Here is a 17298-nt window from a genome sequence, read left to right on the forward strand (position 1 = left end):
CGCCGTCCGCTGCTGCGATGAGGGTGGGGAGGTAGGCAACGACGCGAGCTACCAACGCCCCACCTCCCCGAACGAACTCGGCTCGGCCCAGCTCAGCTCAGTTCGGCTTGGCCTGGGCCTCTTTTGCGGATGCCTCCAGCCTGTTCCAGTACTCCTGGTACCAGGCCTCGTCGCCGCCATCCATGTTGCTGTTGGTCTCCCGCAGGCCGGCCTTGCCGTCGATCAGCTCGCGGACGATGTCGGCGTGCCCGGCGTGACGGTTCGTCTCGGCCGTCACATGCAGCATGATCCGCTGAAGCGTCACGTCGCCGTCGTCGCCCCACCACGCGACGTGGCCCATCGCATCGAGCGGCAGCGCCTCGATCGTCGCGTCCGCGTGCGCCCAGGCGCGGTGGTAGAGGCTGAGGATGTCCTCGCGCGACTCGTCGGCGGGTGCCCACATGTCCGAGTTGGGCTCGGACTCCTCGTCGTACCAGGGCAGGGATTCGGTGTGCGGGCGGCCGAAGGTCGGGCCGAAGTACCCGAGCTCGACACTGGCGAGGTGCTTGACGAGGCCGAGGAGGTTGGTGCCGGTTGGCGTCAGGGGGCGGCGGCTGTCGTACTCGGACAATCCGTCCAGCTTCCAGACGACGGCTTCGCGGGCCGCCTTGAGGTAGCGGTGCAGGTCGTCCTTAGGATCATTGGGCTTCATGGGGCCGAGTCTCGCATCACCTGCCGGATGGGGCAGGCATGGCCGTGGAGGCTTGATCAGGTCGTTCCCGAACAGGCCCTCGACCGTCGAAGTCCTCCGGCTGCGAAGACAGTTGAGTCGGGAACCGGGCAGGCGCAGACCAGGGTCCGTATCGGGTTCTCCCTGAGGTGAGGCAGCGAACCTCTCCGAATAGTTGCAGATCGGCCGACGGTCCATCGCGGTCCGCCTGGACTGGTCCCGCCGGTTCGCGGCAGGCCCGCGGCCTGCCCGCAGCCGCGCGATGTCCTTAACCCCGGGCCCGGTGGCGCCCGCGGGAGCGCGCGCACCATCGACAGATGCGTCACAAGCGGACGTGCTACGCGTTCGGGTCCCAGTCTGCGAGCTGCTCCATCGGCTCGGTGTCGCCGGTGGTCTCCAGGCCGTCGAGCGGGACGCGCGCGTAGAAGTAGAGGACCAGTTCGCCCGCTGCGCCTCGCATCGCCATGTCGCCCGGCTCCGCGTCGGCGGCGAGGTCGTCGCAGCGGACGCCGTCGGCGTTGAGGGTCAGGCGCCAGGAGCGGCCCTCGGTGGTGTGCAGGTCGATGGTTGCCGGCTTGAACGGCCAGGGGACGGTCGTCGCCGAGACGGTCGTCAGGAACTCGTCGACGCCCTCGACCGCGACGTCCGTCGGCAGCGGCTGTGCGGCGCCCTGGGTGAGCTGGGCGTCGTAGGTGTGGACGGCGATCTCCTGGATCTGGTGCCGGGCCACGGCTCCGCTGGTCTCCGGGGCCTGCGAGCGGCCCCACCAGGTCCAGCAGCCGCGGTCCGGGCCGGCCTCGCGCATCGCGTCGAGCATGAGCTCGGTCGACTCGGCGAGCCAGGCGTCCAGGGCTTCGCGGTCGCGGGGCCCGGTCGGGGCTCCCTTCGGGTCCGTCCTCGCCGGGGGCTCGGCGCCCGGGCCCGCCGCGACGATGGCGGCCTGGCGGCGGCGGCCGTCGCCGAGGTGCTGCGCCAGTTCGCGCAGCGTCCAGTCCGGGCAGGTCGGAACCTGGACGTCAAGGTCGGGGGCGGACGCGATCGCGGCGCGGAACGCGGCCGAGCGGTCTTCGATCAGCCGCAGGACCTCGGGGAACTCCAAGATTTTTTGCACGTCGGTTGTGTATCACGGCGCTCCGGCCGCCGGGTAGCGAATTTGTCGGACGCACGCGTCGACGGCCGGGCGGAGCGCCGGCGCCGAAGCCGTCCTGAAACTCCGCGTGGAAGAGCGTCGGAGCCGGGGTTCGGACACAGGTACGAACACTTCGAGTGGGTCCCAGCCATTGTGATCGGCTCCGGGGCGGGGGCACCCGTGGTCCGGGCGGGGCCGAGGCTGCGCCATGGGGCGCGCGGAACGGCGGCCGGCTCACGCGTGGTGCGCATGGGAGCGGTGCCGCCGGTTGCCGCATGACATGGGGGGCATGCGTATGGCGGGAATGGCAAGCGTATGCACCCGGGCCCCTTCCGCAGGCGCCCCGAGCCGGGTCAGCCTTGTCCCGCACCGCGAAGGAACATCGCCGTGTCCCGCGGCAACTCGGTATGGGTCGGGCGCTTTTGATCCCTCGTCCCATTCCGTGATCGGGGTCTTCCCGAGACCCTGACTCCAGCTCAGGAAGGACCCGAAGATGGCCACTCCCGCGACACCCCAGGGCGGCGACACGGATGTGGAATGGACCGGCATCCGGACCCTCGGACACGCGAACCGCTTCGCCGTCTGGGACAGCGAGTTCCGCTACGACGGCCGGATCCGTGTCCCGATGGGCGTGAAGATCAAGACGATCCGGTACTCGTACACCGGCAACGGGCAGGCGGGCACGGAAGCCATCGAGGTCAAGCGCGGCCGCGGTGGCATCGACCAGGAGTACGAGGTCATCGACCTCACCTTCCTCGACGACTCCGACCTCATCACCTTCACCCTCCGCGGCGACCTCAACGTCGACGCCGACCCGCGCCCGGCCTACAGCCGCACCTACCCGATCCGCGTCGACGTCATCCTGGACAACGGGGACGTCCGCACGGTGAATCCGCAGGTCGAGGTGCTCGCCGGCGCCTGGCGGAAAAGCGACCCGGAGAAGGTGGGACGGCCGTTCGTTCGCCTGCCGTACGACAACAACTGGGGCGGCACGCCCAACAGTCAGGCAGGCTTCGGCTTCGTCTCGGACAACGGCCGCATCCCCGGCGACAAGTTCATCATCGACCTGGTCAATCTGCGCCAGGGCGAGCCGGACGTGCCGAGCAACGGCAGTGACCACGTGTACTACCAGCTCGTCCACGAGGACGGCACACCCTCCCGTTTCACCCTGACCCCGCAGGTGCAGAAGGCGGAGGGCCACCGGGACAGCGGGACCGGCCGCAAGGTGACGCTGCCCGCGATCGACCTCCGTCAGCTGGGCGACAGGCCGGGGTACTACCGCTTCCTGGTCTGGCCGCAGTCCAGCAACCCCGACGGTTCGGTGAGCAGCCTCGGTTGGGACCCGGCCAGGGTGGAGGACGCGTTCCAGCTCGGCAGCGTCTACTACCGCTACACGGCCGCCCGCCCCCAGAGCCGGTTCTCGGTGTCGCCCGGGGGCCCGGTGAACCTGGTCCGTGGCGGCGCCCCCGGCTACGTGGGGGTGGAACTGCAGGCACTCGCGGACGGCGGTGTGCCGCCGCAGAAGGTCCGTGTGACCATCCCGCAGGGGAAGGGTCTGCAGGTCGCCGACCGGCTGATCCTGGGAATCGTGCAGGACGGCCAGTGGAGGGAACTGGGCTCCTACCAGGGAACGTTGTCGCCGGACGGCCAGAGCCTCACCTTCGACGACATCGACCTGGCGCTGGCCGGGAAGGGCTCGAAGTCCGGTGCGCTGATCGAGGTGAGCGCCGCCGCCGGCGCCCCGCTGGGAGACACCAGCCTGACCTTCCAGGTGGGCGACCAGATCTCGGCCTCCTCGCTCATCCACGTCGCGGACAGGTAGGCAGGTAGGCCGAGCGTCCGCCGGGCCCTCGCCCCGGCGGGTCGCGGCGGCACAAGGGACCACCGCCCGCAGGGCCGGTCAGCGGTACGACCGCGGCCCGGACCCCTGCGGGCGGGGTCGCGTGAACCGCTCATCGCGTCATCCCAACCAGAGGGAGTACCGACACGTGGACACGGTGGCATCCCGCCCGCACAGGCCGGCCGCGCCCCCCAGGTCACGGAGCATGTCCGTCGTGGCCCGGGTGTACGGATATCCACCGGACCACAACGCCGGCTCCGAATGGATGCTCCACTCGATGCTGCGCCCGCTGGCCGAGCGCGGCCACCGGGTGACGGTCTGGCTCTCCCATCCCGGGAGCATCGAGAAGAGCTACGAGATCGACGGGGTACGGGTCGTCCCGTACCAGGAGGGCACCGACTTCGCGGCCGACGCCCAGAAGGCCGACGTGCTGCTCTCCCACTTCGAGAACGTCCCCCTGGTGTCGGGCCTCGCCGCCGCCCGCCGGATACCCGTGGTGGTGATCTGCCATGACAACTTCGTCACCAGCTTCCACGACGCGGCCGGAGCCGATCTCGTCGTCTACAACAGCGAATGGATCCGGCGCGACGGCGAGATCTTCTACGCCCGCTACCCCGACGAGTTCCTGCCCAGGAACACGATCGTCGTCCGCCCTCCCGTGATCGCGGAGGAGTACCGCACGGAACCGGGCGACCGCGTGACGCTGGTGAACCTGAACGCGGACAAGGGAGGTGAGCTCTTCTGGCAGATCGCCGCATGGACGCCCGAGTGGAGGTTCCTCGGGGTCCGCGGCGCCTACGGGCAGCAGGTCATGCCGCCACCGCGGCTGCCCAACTGCGAAGTCGTGGACGGCGTACCCGGAAAGGAGATGCGAGCGCACGTCTACAGCCGCTCGCGCGTGATGCTCATGCCGAGCATCTACGAGTCCTGGGGGCGGGTGGCGGTGGAGGCCTTCGCCTCCGGCATCCCGGTGATCGCCCACCCGACCCCCGGGCTGGTCGAGTCCCTCGGCGAGGCGGGGATCTTCGCCTACCGCGACGACCTGAACGCCTGGATCCACTCCCTGGCATCACTGCGGGACCCGAAGAACTGGGCAAGGGCCTCCCGCCGCGCCAAGGTACGCTCCGACGAGCTGAGCGCGGCCCCCGATCTCGGCATCTGGTGCGACGCCGTCGAGTCGCTGCACGACCCGAGGCGACGGAAGTCCTTCCACCCGGGAGGCCAGAGGACGTACAACGCAAGTGGCGTCGGCGCGTCGTGATGCCCCGCGCCGAGCGCTGCCGGTAACTCCCGCTGCTCCTCGGCCGAGCCGGAGCAGCCGGCGCGCTGCCAGGTGATGGGCCGTGCCGGTGTCCAATACGGGTGCCGGACCAGGCCGCTGGTAGTGGGGTGTCACGCAGGAGGGGGCGACAGGACACGGAGCCCGATCGCCTCGGCTGCAATGGTCATGGCGGCGTCGAAGTACGCGGGGTAGTCCGTGATCACCTGGTTCAGGTGACCGAACAGCTCGAAGCTGATCGTGCCGATCAGGGAGATCCACAGGGTGAGCGACCGTTCCACCAGGTCCGCGTACGGTTCGGCCGGCGCCCCGCCCGCGCTGTCGAGCACCTGCTGGGCGACGAGCCTCGGCCCGGGGAGCGGCTGCGCGGGGGGTCGCAGGAGGCCCGAGGCGTGTGCCTCGACGACGAGACCGGCCATCAGACGGGTGACCCGGGTGGCGGGGTCGACCGTGTCGGTGGGGGCCCGGTAGCCGGGGACGGGCGAGCCGTAGACCAGGGCGAACTCGTGCGGGTGGGCCAGGGCCCACTGGCGGACCGCCCGGCATGCGGCAAGCCACCGGGCGCCCGGATCGGCGGGAGCGGCGGACGCCGCCCCTGACTCCGCGGCCGCTCCGACCGCGTTGAACGCGTCGATGATCAGCGCGGTGAGCAGTGCGTCCCGGCTGGGGAAGTAGCGGTACAGCGCCGAGGAGGCCAGGCCCAGGTCACGCGCCACCGCGCGGAGCGACAACGCGGCCGCCCCGGTCTCGGCGAGCTGGCGAGTGGCGGCTTCCTTGATCGCGCGAGTGAGCTCGGCGCGGGCCAGCTGCCGCGCGGTCTGCGATGCCGTCATGCCGTCCATCCTGTCATTCGAGAGCAGTGCACACAAGAGAGAGCACTGCTCTTGACTTCTCCCCGCCACTGCGAGAACACTCCTCGGCGAAGAGAGCACTGCTCTCTCAATTCTCCAGGAGGACCTGCATGGCACGGCACATCGTCATCGGCAAGGGCCCCGTCGGCGCCACCACGGCGCGACTGCTCGACGAACAGGGGCACGAGGTCGTCGTCCTGAGTCGCTCCGGCGGCGACGGGAGTACGGCGCTCGACGTCACCGACACGGCGTCACTGCGGCAAGCCACCAAGGGCGCCGAGGTGATCTACAACTGCGCGAGCCCGCTGTACCACCGGTGGCCCACCGACTGGCCGCCGATCGCGAACGCCCTCCTCGACGCGGCGGAGTCCGCCGGCTCGGTGCTGGTGACGATGGGTAACCTGTACGGCTACGGCCCCGTCGACGCCCCCATCACGGAGGACCTGCCGCTCGCCGGCACCGGCACCAAGGCCCGGGTCCGCATCGGTATGTGGCGCGACGCGCTGGCCCGGCACCAGGCCGGCCGGATCCGCGTCGCGGAGGCGCGGGCCTCGGACTTCTTCGGGCCCGGCGTCACCGAGGCCGGCCACCTCGCCCAGCGGATGATGCCCGCGCTCCTGGCCGGCCGTGCAGTCAGGCTGATCGGCAACCCGGACGCACCGCACAGCTTCACGTATGTCCCCGACATCGCCCGTGCGCTCGTACGGCTCGGTACCGACGAGCGGGCGTGGGGACGCGCCTGGCACGTTCCCACCGCCCCGCCGCTGTCGACCCGGGAGGCGGTCCGGCACCTGTGCCGGCTGGCGGGTCTGCCGCCGGCCCGGGTCGGCCGGATCCCTTGGTGGCCACTGCACCTGGTCGGCCTGGTCAACCCCATGCTCGGGGAACTGCGGGAGGTGCAGTACCAGTTCGACCGGCCGTTCGTGCTCGACTCCCAGGCGTACACCGCGACCTTCGGCGAGGTGTCGACCCCGATCGACGAGGCGCTGAGGGCAACCGTCGAGTGGTGGCGGGCGCGGCTCAGCCGGTAGCGCCACGTGCGCGGCATCGGCTGTCGGGCTGTGCGGACCCTGCGGCGAAGTGCAGGAGCGGGCCGAAGCCGCGTCCAGTGAATCAACTCCGAGCGCAGCGTGGCGTAGAGCAACGCGGTGCAGTCCACTCTGTGCAGTCCACTCTCCGAGGACATGATGACGATCCGCCGCTGGCACCGCCCGCTGGTACTGCTCGCCGCTGCCATGGCGGCCCTCGCCCTGGCATCCGCCGTCGGCCTCGCGGTCGACGACCGGATCCTGGTCGGGGAGCCGATCTGGCTGAAGCCCTTCAAGTTCTCCCTCTCCATCGCGGTCTATGCGGTGACCCTCGCCTGGATGCTGTCCCTGGGCCGCACGGCCCCCCGCTGGGTCTGGTGGCTCGGGACGACGATTGCCGCCGCCAACGTGATCGAGATGGTGGCCGTCGTCGGCCAGGTGCTCCGCGGCAGGCAGAGCCACTTCAACGTCGCCACACCGCTGGACGCCGGCCTCTGGTTCGCGATGGCCGCCTCGGTCGTCACGTTGTGGCTGGCCAACCTCGGCATCGCGGCCAGGTCGTTCCGCGAGCGGACCGGGGACCGCGCGGCCACCTGGTCCGTCCGGCTCGGCCTGCTCCTCGCACTGGTGGGCATGGCACTCGGCTTCCTCATGACCGGCCCGACCCCTGCCCAACTCGGTGCCATGCACAGCGGGGCCGCCGTGGGCATCGTGGGGGCACACAGCGTCGGCGTCGCCGACGACTCGCCCGGCATCGCCATCACCGGCTGGAGCAGCACCGGCGGCGACCTGCGCATACCCCACTTCGTCGGCATGCACGCGCTGCAGGCCGTCCCGCTCTTCGCCTGGCTGCTGATCGCACTGTCCCGCCGGTTCCCGCGGTTGGCCGACGAGCGGACGCGCCTACGCCTGGTCCTGGTGGCGACCGGGACCTACGCGGGCGTGCTGGCGATCCTGACCTGGCAGGCGCTGCGCGGCCAGTCGCTCGTCCACCCCGACGGTGCGACCCTGACGGCCATGGCCCTGCTGGCCGTTGGCACGGTGGCGTCCGTTGCGGCGGTCGCCCGGCACCATCCATGTGCCACCCGGCGCTGCACCCGCGTCGCCGCGGCCTGACCGGACGCCGAGCCCACCGTCACCTGCGCCCGGGGACCTTCCTCGCGCCGTCGTATCCGCGTGAGGACGCCGGCACCGTGGCCGCCGCGCGCAGGCGCTGCGCGCCGACCACCGCGTCGATCACCTCGGCGGTCGGCTCCGGGTCGCGGCCGGCGTTCTCGCGGACCATGCCCCGCATCCGGTCGTGGAACTCGGCCGGCAGTCCCCGCGCGCGCCACCGCCTCGCGAAGGCACAGATCCGTAGCGTTCGGCGGCCGGCTCGTTCAGGGCGCCGCGGTGTCCGAACTCGACGACGGTGACGGCGGCGTCATGCCGGTGGGCCCAGCGGAGGAACGGCGCCGGCGGGGGGCGCACCCCGATCCGTCGGCCGGTCGGCGCAGGGAGGGCGGTGCTCCCCGCAGCGGTTGCGGAGCCGTCCGGCGACGGGGACCCGGAGGAGGGGCGGCCGGCCGGCCGCTCGAGGAACTCGGTGCGACCTCGTGGGTGACGATGGGCGCCGGAAGCGCGTCGCCACGCGGCCCGCCGATGCCGCCCGGCCGCAGCTCGGTGGTGGTGGCGGTGTCGTGCGGTGGATCGGTGCCGGTGGCGGCGGGTGCGGCGGGTGGTGAGGAGGAGCGGAGTGCCGGCTGCGATCAGGGCGGCGGCACCGACCGCGGCGGTGAGCGGGAGGGTTCCGGCTCCGGTGGCGGGTAGCGGGGCCCGGCCGGGGGCTTGCCCGTCGGTCCGTGGCCGTGGGTCGGACCGTGCGAGTACGAGTACGAGTGCGTGGGCTCGTACGTGGGCTGGTGGGTCGGGTGGTGGGAGGGGGAGGGGGAGGGGGACGGCGAGGGCGAGGCGGACGGTTGGCTGACGGGCCGCACCTCGACACGGGTGAGGAAAGGTGCCTGCACGCGCGGCCGGGGATCCGGAGCGGGAGTCCTCGCCGCTTCCGGCCGGCGTTTCAGGATCGCGCCGCGCGGCTGAAGGGGTGTACCGAGGCCTGGACCCGGCTGTCGATGGGTTCGTCATGGTGATGGGCGTCGTGCGGGGCCGAGGGCAGGCCGCCCCAGACGCCGACAGAGGAGCGTTTGCCGCGGAGCGGGACCTCCCCGATGAAGTCGAGGTCCTGGAAGTCCGTGGTCAGCATGGTGTAGGTCTCGTTCGACAGCAGGAGGGCGTACGGGATCTCCTTCGTCAGCTGTTCGAGTCGGGCGGCCGTATTGGTGGTGTCGCCGACCGCCGCGTACTCGAGCCGGCGTTCCGATCCCACGGTTCCGGACATGACCTGGCCGCTGTTGAGGCCGATTCCGACCTTGAACCCGCGGCCCAGTTCTTCGGCGAGCATCCAGGAGTTGAAGTCGGAGAGCACCTCGGTGGCCATCATCCGTGCCGCGGCCAGGGCGAGGTCGGCGTGGTATTCCTGTTCGATCGGGGCCCCGAAAGCGGCCATGATCCCGTCGCCGAGGTAGGAGACCAGCGTCCCGCCGTGGTCGAGGATGACATCACTCATGGAGCCCAGATACCTGTTGAGGGTCCTGATGACGATGTCGGGCGGGTTCTCCTCGGCCCAGGAGGTGAACCCGCGCAGGTCCGCGAAGAGGATGGTGGCGACTCGCCGCTCGCCGCCCAGGTTCAGGTTCTCGTCGGCCTGCAGCAGCACTTCGTCGACAATGGAGGCGGGAACGAATCTGGCAAAGGTGTCACGCATCCTGTCCTGCTCAAGATCGTGAATTCTCTTCCAATTGAGACAGGCGTCCACCCGGGCACGGAGGAGGACTTTGTTGGCGGGCTTCGGAATGTAGTCGGTCGCGCCCATGTTGATGGCCTTCACGACACTGTCGATGTCCTCGATCGCCGAGATCATGATGACCGGAATGTGGCGTGTCCTGGTGTTCTGCTGGACGTGCTCCAGTACGCCGAAGCCGTCCATCTCCGGCATTTCGATGTCGAGCAGGATGACGTCCACGTCATGCTCTTCGAGCATTTCGCACGCGATGCGACCGTTGGCTGCCGTGCTGGGCAGGTAGCCTTCTTTCTCGACTAACTTGGTGAGGAACATCCGGTTGACCGGGTCGTCGTCTACGACCAGAATGCGCGGCCGATCCATCTTCATTTCGCATGCTCCCTTGCGGCCGTCCGTCCCCGGTTGTGGACTTCCGTGCGGCGCCTCGAACGTTGAGCGTTCAATGCGGTTTCGCGTCACTCTCCGTCATGAACTGTAGGCCCACTCCTGTGCTTCCATTATTTGCCCTGAATCCTTGCAGCGCCACACCTGAATACTTTTCTCCAGTTCCTCCGCGTGGCGATCGCCGCGTCCCCCTGGCGGGTGCGCGCCGCAGGATCGGTTGCGGGCGGTGGGCTCCGGCGGTCCGAAGGCGGTCCGAAGACGATCGGAAGGCGATCGGAAGGCGGTGCGAAGGCAGCCTGCGGCGGGCGGCGAATCCGATGGACACTTTCGGTGATCGGAGTGCCCGCCCCGCGGCCCCGGCGGCAACGTCCACGGCTGGCAGCCGGGTGGCCGGGGGAGCACAATCTAGATATGTGGAGTTTCTCGGGGCAAAAGGATTCGGTATGGGCTACAAACCGATTGAGAACTACGGGTTGATCGGCGACATGCACACCGCGGCCCTGGTCGGTACGGACGGATCCATCGATTGGTGCTGCCTCCCGAGGTTCGACTCCCCGAGCGTGTTCGCCCGTCTGATCGACGACGAACACGGTGGATACTTCAAGATCGCTCCGCTGGAGTCCGTCCGGCGCCAGCAGATGTACATGCCGGACACCGCCGTACTCATCACCAGGTTCATGAGCCCGGGCGGCGTGGCGGAGCTGGTGGACTTCATGCCGATCAAGCACGCGGCGGCCGGCCCGGGGTCCCATCAGATAGTCCGGGTGGCGAAGGCCGTCCGCGGCACGGTCGAATTCCGGCTCGAGTGCTTTCCCGCCCTCGACTACGCGCGGCAGAAGCACGAGATCATTCACGAAGGGCGCGGCGTCGTCTTCCGGGGGAGTGACATTTCGGTGGCGCTCACGAGCCGCTTCCCGCTGGCCACGGTGGACACCGGGGTCTGCGTCGAATTCACCCTGCGCGAGGGTGAGGAGATCACCTTTCTCCTCCGCCAGGTGGAGAGCCTTGCGGAGGAGGCGTACATCGCCGAGGCGCGGCTCACCGGCCGCGAACTCCTGCAGAACACCATCGAGTACTGGAAGACGTGGCTCGGCCAGTGCACCTACACGGGCCGCTGGAGGGAGATGGTGCACCGCTCCGCGCTCACCCTGAAGCTGCTGACGCACGACCCCACCGGAGCCGTCGTCGCCGCTCCGACGACCAGCATTCCCGAGGAGCTGGGCGGGGAGCGGAACTGGGACTACCGGTTCACCTGGATCAGGGACGCCGCGCTCACCCTCGCGGCGTTCATGCAGCTGGGGTTCACCGAGGAGACCGTCCGCTTCATGGGATGGCTGGAGGACCGGGCGAAGGAGGTCGAGGAGGGCTGCCCGCTGAGGCTCATGTACCGGATCGACGGGGGCGTCGAACTCGACGAGACGATCCTGGACCATCTGGAGGGCTACCGGCGGTCGCGGCCGGTCCGGATCGGCAACGGAGCGGCGGACCAGCTCCAGCTGGACATCTACGGTGAGCTCCTGACGGCGATCGAGATCTTCGACGCGCGGGTCTGCCGCATCTCCTACGATCTGTGGAGTCACCTGCGGCGGATGGCCTACTGGGTGGCGGACAACTGGCGCTCGCCGGACGAGGGCATCTGGGAGATCAGGGGGGCCCGGCGGCAGTTCGTCTATTCGAAGCTCCAGTGCTGGGCGGCACTGGACAGGGCCTTGCGCATCGCCCACCGCCACGGACTTCCGCTCGACAGCGAGCGGGTGACCCGGGAGCGTGACGCGATCTTCCACGCGATCATGGAGGAAGGCTACGATCGCGAGCGCGGGACGTTCGTCCAGTACTTCGGATCCGGCGCCGTGGACGCGAGCGCGCTGGCCATTCCCATGGTCGGATTCCTGTCGCCGAAGGATCCGCGGATGCTCGGCACCCTGGAGTGCATCGCCGAGGACCTCTCGTCCGACAGCCTGGTCTACCGGTACGAGACGGGAAGTGCCGCGCAGGACGGGCTGCGGGGCAGCGAGGGGACGTTCAACATCTGCACGTTCTGGCTCGTCGAGGCGATGGCCCTGGCGGGTCTGGTCGAGCCGGCGAGGCTTCTTTTCGAGAAGATGCTGACGCACGCGAACCATCTCGGGCTCTTCGCGGAGGAGACGTCCGCCTCCGGGGAGAGCATCGGGAACTACCCCCAGGCGCTCACCCATCTGAGTCTCATCAGTGCCGCGTGCGCCCTCGACAAGGCCCTCGGCGGAGGTGTCGTATGAGGGGCGAGAGTTCGTCCGCGCCCGGCGGCCGCGGCTATCTCGGACAGTCCGCCGGCCACTGGATGTCGTTCGTGCGCAGCAGCGATCCGCTGGAACGCCGGCTGGGTGTCCACGCCCTGGGGGAGATCGGTTCGTCCGAGGTGGTGCCGCCGTTGGAGGTGGCGCTCCGGGACCGGTTCAGCTTCGTGCGGGTGTGGGCGGCGGCGGCCCTCGGCCGGGCGGTTCCCGAGCGGGAGCCGGACGTGATCACGGCCCTCTCGGCCGAGCGGGGGGATCCCGCGGCCTTCGTCCGCAGTCTCGTGGCCTGGTCCCTCGGCCGGCTGACCTATCGGCACGGAGGGCAGGAGGAGTCCCTGCGCACGCTCCGGGCGCTGCTGGACGACCCCGACCCGAGTGTGCGGGCGGAGGCGGACCGGGCGCTGCACCAGATCCTGCGCAGGACCCGCCGTATGGGATTCCGCGGCTGATCGACGGCGCCCGCCGGTCGGCGTCGGCGGCTGTCCGGATTCCGCGCGACGTTCCGGACCGCCGCCGACCGGGATCAGGCGGGCTTCTGCCCGAGCTGGGTGAGCAGGGTCAGCAGGTTCCAGTAGAAGACGGCCTCCGCCATGAGCCCGTCGGGGGCCAGCCTGGCGATCACCGCCACCGAGACGGAGAACGTCCGGCCGATGCTGTCGGCGTCCCACAGGCCCGGGAGCTCCTTGACCACGGTGCCGGCCAGGGTGAACACGAGGGCGCCCCGGTCGCCGGCGCCGAAGGCGTCGTCGAGTTCGGCCGTCAGGTTCACGTGGGTCATCCAGGTCGTGTACATCGCGCGCACGGCGTCCCGGCCGCGCAGTTCGCAGTCGATCGCGGGCTCCGCGTACCGGACGTCCTCGGTGTAGCACTCGGCCGCGGCGTCGACGTCCTTGTCGTTCACGGCGTCCATCAGCCGGTCGAAGACCTTGATCGTGGGCATGGGGACTCCTCCGGGAAGCGGGTTCGGGGTTCAGATCCATTGGGCTGTGACGCCGGCCGCCTCGGACGCGTGGGCCACCATGATCGAGTAGTGGTCCGCCGTCACGTCCGCGCTCTTGGCGCTGTCCGGCCACCGGTTGTCGAGCCGGACGCCATCGGTGTACGGGAGGGGCTCGGTGGCCCGGATGGAGTAGACGGGGGCGGCGACGGCGGGCAGCGGCCGGCCCCGGAGCATGGCGTAGTGCCAGCCGAACGCCGTGAGTGCCGGGCTGTCCAGGGAGACGATGTCCGGCCAGGAGTCCAACAGGGACTTGGTCCCGCCGTTGAAGACCTCGTCGGAGAGGGTCTCGGGGACGGGCGTGTCGATCAGCACGACCGCCTCCGGGCGTACGCCGTGCGCTTCGAGCTCCGCGGCGACCAGGCGCGAGGCCCAGCCGCCCGAGCAGTACCCGACCAGGACGAACGGGGCACCGTCGGCGCAGCGCCGCACCGCCGGGGCCATCGCCCTGGCGAGGGCGGCGGGCGAGTCGGGCACGGCATCGGCTCTGGCATAGCCCGGGTACCGCAGGGCGTACAGGTCGTGGGTGCCGAGGAAGTGCTTGGCGAAGCGGGCGTAGGTGAAGTTGCCGAGGAAGGGGCCCAGGGAGTCCAGGCAGACGATCCGCGTCCCCTCCGTGCCGCGCGAGAGCCGGGCGGGGGGCGGCAGCGGGCCCGCGTCGTCCGCGCCGGTGTAGCGGGGCCGCAGCCGGGCGGCGGCGGCGAGGAAGTCGAGTGCCTCCACGGCCCGGCCGGCCTCGACCGTCTGCCGGAAGAGGTCGCCGATGCCGTCGGCCGCCGGTGGTTCGTCGGCGGGGGCGGGTCGGTCCCGCTCGGCGAGGGCGGCGCACAGGAAGGAGGCCAGTTCGGCGGGGGTGGGGTTCTCGCTGACCACCGCGAGTTCGAGGGCGAGCCCGGTGGTCCGTTCGAGGCTGTTGACCAGTCGCACCGTCATCAGGGAATCGAATCCGAGCTCCTGGAAGAGCTGGTCGTCGTCGATCTCCTCGATCGGCAGGTCCGTGATGGCGGCGACGTGCGTCTTGACCAGGGGGACCATCAGGTCGGGCCGGGTGGGGACGGAGGTCGCGGCGGATTCCTGGTTCATGATGTGCCTTCCGAGGGGTCGGGTGACGGCGGTGCGCCCCCGTCCGCCTCGCGCGCGGACGGGCCCGGCGTCAGCCAGTAGGCGCGGCGCTGGAACGGATAGGTCGGCAGGTCCTCCGCAAGGACGGAGCCGGGAGGGAGCGCGGGGGACCAGTCGACGGGAACGCCGGCCGCCCAGACGGCGGCCAGGGCGAGCAGGAACCCGGTGGGCTCGTCGGCCTCGGGGCGCAGCGCGCCGGTGACGGTCACGGACTCCGCCGCCGACGGTGCGGCGGCGCGGTGCGCCTGGTAGGTCTCGGTGATGGCCGGGACCAGCACCGGCCGGGGACCGAGGTCGACGAACTGGCGGTACCCGGCGGCGAGCAGGGAACGGACGCTGTCGCCGAACAGGACCGGGTCGCGCAGGTTCCGGTACCAGTAGGCGCCGTCCATCAGCTGGTGGTCGATCAGATCGCCGGTGACCGTCGAGTGCAGCGGAACGGTTCCCTTGCGCGGGGTCAACTTCTTTGCGGCGTCCAGGAGTTCGCTTCGGACGTCCTCCATGGCGCGGGTGTGGGCCGCGACGGTGATGGGCAGCCGCTGGGCCGTGACGTGTTCGGCCGCGCAGTGGTCGAGGAGCCGGGTGAGGGCACCGCCGGGGCCGGCGACGACCACCGAGCCGGGGCTGTTGACCGCGGCGACGGTCAGCGGGGACTGCCAGGCCTCCAGCAGTTCCTCGGTCCGCTCGCGCGGCAGGGCCACCGTCACCATGCCGCCGGATCCGGCGAGCCGTTCGAGTGCCCGGTCGCGCAGGCCGACCAGGGCCGCCGCGTCGTCGAGCGTGAGGGCGCCCGCGACGTGCGCGGCGGCGATCTCGCCCTGGGAGTGCCCGATCACGAGGTCGGGCACCACCCCGTGGCTGCGCCACAGCGCGGCGAGCGCGACCTGGAAGGCGAAGAGCAGCGGCTGGGAGGCCGTCCGGTCGTCGGGCCCGGGAGCCGTCGGGTCGGCGGCGAGCAGGTCGGCCAGGCTGCGCCGGGTGTACGGCCGCAGCGCCTGGTCGCAGGCTTCGAAGCTCTCCCCGAAGGCCGTGGAACCGTGGAGGAGCTGCCGGCCGGCGGTCGGCGACTGGGCTCCCTGGCCGGGGAAGACGAAGACCGTTGCGCCGGGCTTCCGGCCGGCGGCGCCGGACACCAGCAGACGGTGCGGGTGGCCTGCGGCGAGGGCGCGCAGGGCGTCGATGGCGTCCGCGCGGTCGGTGGCGACCACGGCCGCGCGGTGGCGGAACAGCGCGCGGGTGGTGGCCAGGTCGGCCGCGGCGTCGGCGGGTCGCAGCCGCGGGTGGTTCTCCGCGTAGGCCGCCAGCCGGGCGCCCAGGGTGACGAGTGCGGGGGCGTTCTTGGCCGAGAGCAGCCAGGGGACGGCGGCGTCGGGGCCCTGCGCGGGGGCGGGCGCCGGTTCCGGACGGGGACCGGCTTCGACGACCACGTGGGCGTTGGTGCCGCTGATGCCGAAGGAGGACACGGCGGCCCGCGCGGCCCGGTCGCCGGTGTCGGGCCACGGCCGGGGCCGGGTGAGGAGTTCCACGGCCCCGGCGGACCAGTCGACGTAGGAGCTCGGCTGCTCGGCGTGCAGGGTTGCGGGAACGGCGCCGCGCTGCATGGCCAGGACCATCTTGATGACGGAGGCGACCCCGGCGGCGGCCTGGGTGTGGCCGATGTTGGACTTGAGCGAGCCGAGCAGCAGGGGGCGCCCCGGCGGCCGGTTCTGCCCGTAGGTGGCGAGGACCGCCTGGGCCTCGATGGGATCCCCCAGCTTGGTTCCCGTCCCGTGGGCCTCCAGCACGTCCACGTCGGCCGGCGTGAGTCCGGCGTCGGCGAGCGCGCGCCGGATCACCCGCTGCTGGGACGGCCCGTTGGGGGCGGTGAGGCCGTTGCTGGCGCCGTCCTGGTTGACGGCGCTGCCCCGGATCAGGGCCAGCACGCGGTGGCCGTGGCGCTCGGCGTCGCCGAGCCGCTCCAGCACCAGCAGGCCGGCGCCCTCGGCCATGCCCATCCCGTCGGCACGGTCGGAGAACGCCTTGCAGCGGCCGTCCGCGGCGAGGCCGCGCTGGCGGGAGAAGCCGATGAAGGGCCGCGGTGTCGCCATGACGGTGATGCCGCCGGCGAGGGCCAGCGAGCACTCGCCGTCGCGCAGTGCCTGGCGCGCGAGGTGCAGGGCGACCAGGGAGGAGGAGCAGGCCGTGTCGACGGAGAGCGTGGGGCCCTCCAGGCCGAGCAGGTAGGCGATCCGCCCGGACACGACGCTGACGGCGCTGCCGGTGACGAGGTGCCCTTCCACCCGGCTGTCCTCCCACGAGGCCTCCCCGTAGTCCTGCCAGGACACGCCGGCGTAGACGCCGGTGTCGCTGCCGCGCAGCGTCGTGGGGTCGATCCGGGCGTGTTCGAGCGACTCCCAGGCGACCTCCAGCAGGATCCGCTGCTGCGGATCCATCGCGAGCGCCTCGCGAGGAGTGATGCCGAAGAACCCGGCGTCGAAGTCCTGCGGACGGGAGAGGAAGCCGCCGTGGTCGGTGGAGGAGGTTCCGCAGTGGTCGGGGTCCGGTGAGTAGAGGCCGTCGAGCGGCCAGCCCCGGTCGTCGGGGAACGGGCCGATGGCGTCACGGCCTTCGTCCACGAGCCGCCAGAGGTCGGACGGCGAGGCGACCCCGCCCGGCAGGCGGCAGCCGAGCCCGATGACGGCGACCGGTTCGCTGCGGCGTGCCTCTGCGGCGCTCAGCCGGCGCAGCCGTTCGATCTCCGCGACGGCGCGTTTGAGGTAGCTGCGGATCTCCTCGTTCTCCGCCATGGTTCGGTCCTCACTCGTGAGTGGCGGCTCCGGCCGACCCGGTGAGCGGGCCGGTGGACTT

General features: G+C 71.1%; 14 protein-coding genes. 6 read left to right on the top strand and 8 right to left on the bottom strand.

The window, feature by feature from the left end; all coding sequences use genetic code 11:
• Positions 1-97: 97 nt before the first annotated feature.
• Together ACFCLZ_RS37715 and ACFCLZ_RS37720 are read right to left on the bottom strand one after the other, a co-directional pair.
• On the bottom strand, positions 98-691 hold the full coding sequence (locus ACFCLZ_RS37715) for a DinB family protein (RefSeq protein ID WP_380282434.1): 594 nt from the start codon (positions 689-691) through the stop codon (positions 98-100).
• A 355-nt stretch (positions 692-1046) separates the two neighbouring features.
• Complete coding sequence (locus ACFCLZ_RS37720) at positions 1047-1820, bottom strand: maleylpyruvate isomerase N-terminal domain-containing protein (RefSeq protein ID WP_380282435.1); 774 nt, start codon at positions 1818-1820, stop codon at positions 1047-1049.
• Between the two features lie 511 nt (positions 1821-2331).
• Between ACFCLZ_RS37720 and ACFCLZ_RS37725 the strand changes: the two genes are divergently transcribed.
• Both ACFCLZ_RS37725 and ACFCLZ_RS37730 read left to right on the top strand, forming a co-directional pair.
• Positions 2332-3660: a hypothetical protein gene (locus ACFCLZ_RS37725; RefSeq protein WP_380282436.1), complete on the top strand. Its 1329-nt coding sequence runs from the start codon at positions 2332-2334 to the stop codon at positions 3658-3660.
• A 223-nt stretch (positions 3661-3883) separates the two neighbouring features.
• Positions 3884-4939 carry a glycosyltransferase family 4 protein gene (locus tag ACFCLZ_RS37730; protein ID WP_380282437.1) on the top strand — a complete coding sequence of 352 codons (1056 nt, stop codon included), beginning with the start codon at positions 3884-3886 and terminating at the stop codon, positions 4937-4939.
• A 131-nt stretch (positions 4940-5070) separates the two neighbouring features.
• On the opposite strand, the gene ACFCLZ_RS37735 is transcribed toward ACFCLZ_RS37730, so the two are convergent.
• Positions 5071-5790 carry a TetR/AcrR family transcriptional regulator gene (locus ACFCLZ_RS37735; RefSeq protein ID WP_380282438.1) on the bottom strand — a complete coding sequence of 240 codons (720 nt, stop codon included), beginning with the start codon at positions 5788-5790 and terminating at the stop codon, positions 5071-5073.
• A 128-nt stretch (positions 5791-5918) separates the two neighbouring features.
• Here ACFCLZ_RS37735 and ACFCLZ_RS37740 point away from each other — a divergent pair, with 128 nt between their 5' ends.
• Together ACFCLZ_RS37740 and ACFCLZ_RS37745 are read left to right on the top strand one after the other, a co-directional pair.
• Complete coding sequence (locus ACFCLZ_RS37740; protein ID WP_380282439.1) at positions 5919-6839, top strand: NAD-dependent epimerase/dehydratase family protein; 921 nt, start codon at positions 5919-5921, stop codon at positions 6837-6839.
• A 153-nt stretch (positions 6840-6992) separates the two neighbouring features.
• A complete protein-coding gene (locus tag ACFCLZ_RS37745; RefSeq protein WP_380282440.1) occupies positions 6993-7952 on the top strand; it encodes a hypothetical protein in 960 nt (319 codons plus the stop codon).
• A gap of 19 nt (positions 7953-7971) precedes the next feature.
• Here the strand turns inward: ACFCLZ_RS37745 and ACFCLZ_RS37750 are convergent, their stop codons facing one another.
• Together ACFCLZ_RS37750 and ACFCLZ_RS37755 are read right to left on the bottom strand one after the other, a co-directional pair.
• The gene (locus ACFCLZ_RS37750) at positions 7972-8121 is read right to left on the bottom strand and encodes a hypothetical protein (protein WP_380282441.1); all 150 of its coding nucleotides are present in this window, start codon (positions 8119-8121) and stop codon (positions 7972-7974) included.
• A 771-nt stretch (positions 8122-8892) separates the two neighbouring features.
• Positions 8893-10044 carry a response regulator gene (locus tag ACFCLZ_RS37755; protein ID WP_380282442.1) on the bottom strand — a complete coding sequence of 384 codons (1152 nt, stop codon included), beginning with the start codon at positions 10042-10044 and terminating at the stop codon, positions 8893-8895.
• A gap of 458 nt (positions 10045-10502) precedes the next feature.
• On the opposite strand from ACFCLZ_RS37755, the gene ACFCLZ_RS37760 reads away from it, so the two are divergent.
• Positions 10503-12314: a glycoside hydrolase family 15 protein gene (locus ACFCLZ_RS37760; RefSeq protein ID WP_380282443.1), complete on the top strand. Its 1812-nt coding sequence runs from the start codon at positions 10503-10505 to the stop codon at positions 12312-12314.
• The gene (locus ACFCLZ_RS37765; RefSeq protein WP_380282444.1) at positions 12311-12781 is read left to right on the top strand and encodes a HEAT repeat domain-containing protein; all 471 of its coding nucleotides are present in this window, start codon (positions 12311-12313) and stop codon (positions 12779-12781) included. Before ACFCLZ_RS37760 ends, ACFCLZ_RS37765 begins: the two co-directional genes overlap by 4 nt.
• Before the next feature lie 74 nt (positions 12782-12855).
• Here the strand turns inward: ACFCLZ_RS37765 and ACFCLZ_RS37770 are convergent, their stop codons facing one another.
• From ACFCLZ_RS37770 to ACFCLZ_RS37780, 3 genes are read right to left on the bottom strand one after another with little or no spacing between them, the layout of a single operon-like run.
• Entirely contained in the window at positions 12856-13272 is a 417-nt protein-coding gene (locus ACFCLZ_RS37770; protein WP_380282445.1) for a nuclear transport factor 2 family protein, read from the bottom strand.
• A gap of 30 nt (positions 13273-13302) precedes the next feature.
• The gene (locus tag ACFCLZ_RS37775) at positions 13303-14412 is read right to left on the bottom strand and encodes a phosphopantetheine-binding protein (RefSeq protein ID WP_380282446.1); all 1110 of its coding nucleotides are present in this window, start codon (positions 14410-14412) and stop codon (positions 13303-13305) included.
• On the bottom strand, positions 14409-17237 hold the full coding sequence (locus ACFCLZ_RS37780) for a type I polyketide synthase (RefSeq protein WP_380282447.1): 2829 nt from the start codon (positions 17235-17237) through the stop codon (positions 14409-14411). Before ACFCLZ_RS37780 ends, ACFCLZ_RS37775 begins: the two co-directional genes overlap by 4 nt.
• Positions 17238-17298 lie beyond the last annotated feature (61 nt).

It is taken from the genome of Kitasatospora purpeofusca, from assembly GCF_042691725.1.
Classification (GTDB): domain Bacteria; phylum Actinomycetota; class Actinomycetes; order Streptomycetales; family Streptomycetaceae; genus Kitasatospora; species Kitasatospora purpeofusca_B.

What these genes read in the sequence shown, in the direction of transcription:
- ACFCLZ_RS37715 (WP_380282434.1), bottom strand. Translation starts at nt 691, where the DNA reads ATGAAGCCCAATGATCCTAAGGACGACCTGCACCGCTACCTCAAGGCG.
- ACFCLZ_RS37725 (WP_380282436.1), top strand. Translation starts at nt 2,332, where the DNA reads ATGGCCACTCCCGCGACACCCCAGGGCGGCGACACGGATGTGGAATGG.
- ACFCLZ_RS37730 (WP_380282437.1), top strand. Translation starts at nt 3,884, where the DNA reads ATGTCCGTCGTGGCCCGGGTGTACGGATATCCACCGGACCACAACGCC.
- ACFCLZ_RS37735 (WP_380282438.1), bottom strand. Translation starts at nt 5,790, where the DNA reads ATGACGGCATCGCAGACCGCGCGGCAGCTGGCCCGCGCCGAGCTCACT.
- ACFCLZ_RS37740 (WP_380282439.1), top strand. Translation starts at nt 5,919, where the DNA reads ATGGCACGGCACATCGTCATCGGCAAGGGCCCCGTCGGCGCCACCACG.
- ACFCLZ_RS37745 (WP_380282440.1), top strand. Translation starts at nt 6,993, where the DNA reads ATGATGACGATCCGCCGCTGGCACCGCCCGCTGGTACTGCTCGCCGCT.
- ACFCLZ_RS37750 (WP_380282441.1), bottom strand. Translation starts at nt 8,121, where the DNA reads ATGGTCCGCGAGAACGCCGGCCGCGACCCGGAGCCGACCGCCGAGGTG.
- ACFCLZ_RS37755 (WP_380282442.1), bottom strand. Translation starts at nt 10,044, where the DNA reads ATGAAGATGGATCGGCCGCGCATTCTGGTCGTAGACGACGACCCGGTC.
- ACFCLZ_RS37760 (WP_380282443.1), top strand. Translation starts at nt 10,503, where the DNA reads ATGGGCTACAAACCGATTGAGAACTACGGGTTGATCGGCGACATGCAC.
- ACFCLZ_RS37765 (WP_380282444.1), top strand. Translation starts at nt 12,311, where the DNA reads ATGAGGGGCGAGAGTTCGTCCGCGCCCGGCGGCCGCGGCTATCTCGGA.
- ACFCLZ_RS37770 (WP_380282445.1), bottom strand. Translation starts at nt 13,272, where the DNA reads ATGCCCACGATCAAGGTCTTCGACCGGCTGATGGACGCCGTGAACGAC.
- ACFCLZ_RS37775 (WP_380282446.1), bottom strand. Translation starts at nt 14,412, where the DNA reads ATGAACCAGGAATCCGCCGCGACCTCCGTCCCCACCCGGCCCGACCTG.
- ACFCLZ_RS37780 (WP_380282447.1), bottom strand. Translation starts at nt 17,237, where the DNA reads ATGGCGGAGAACGAGGAGATCCGCAGCTACCTCAAACGCGCCGTCGCG.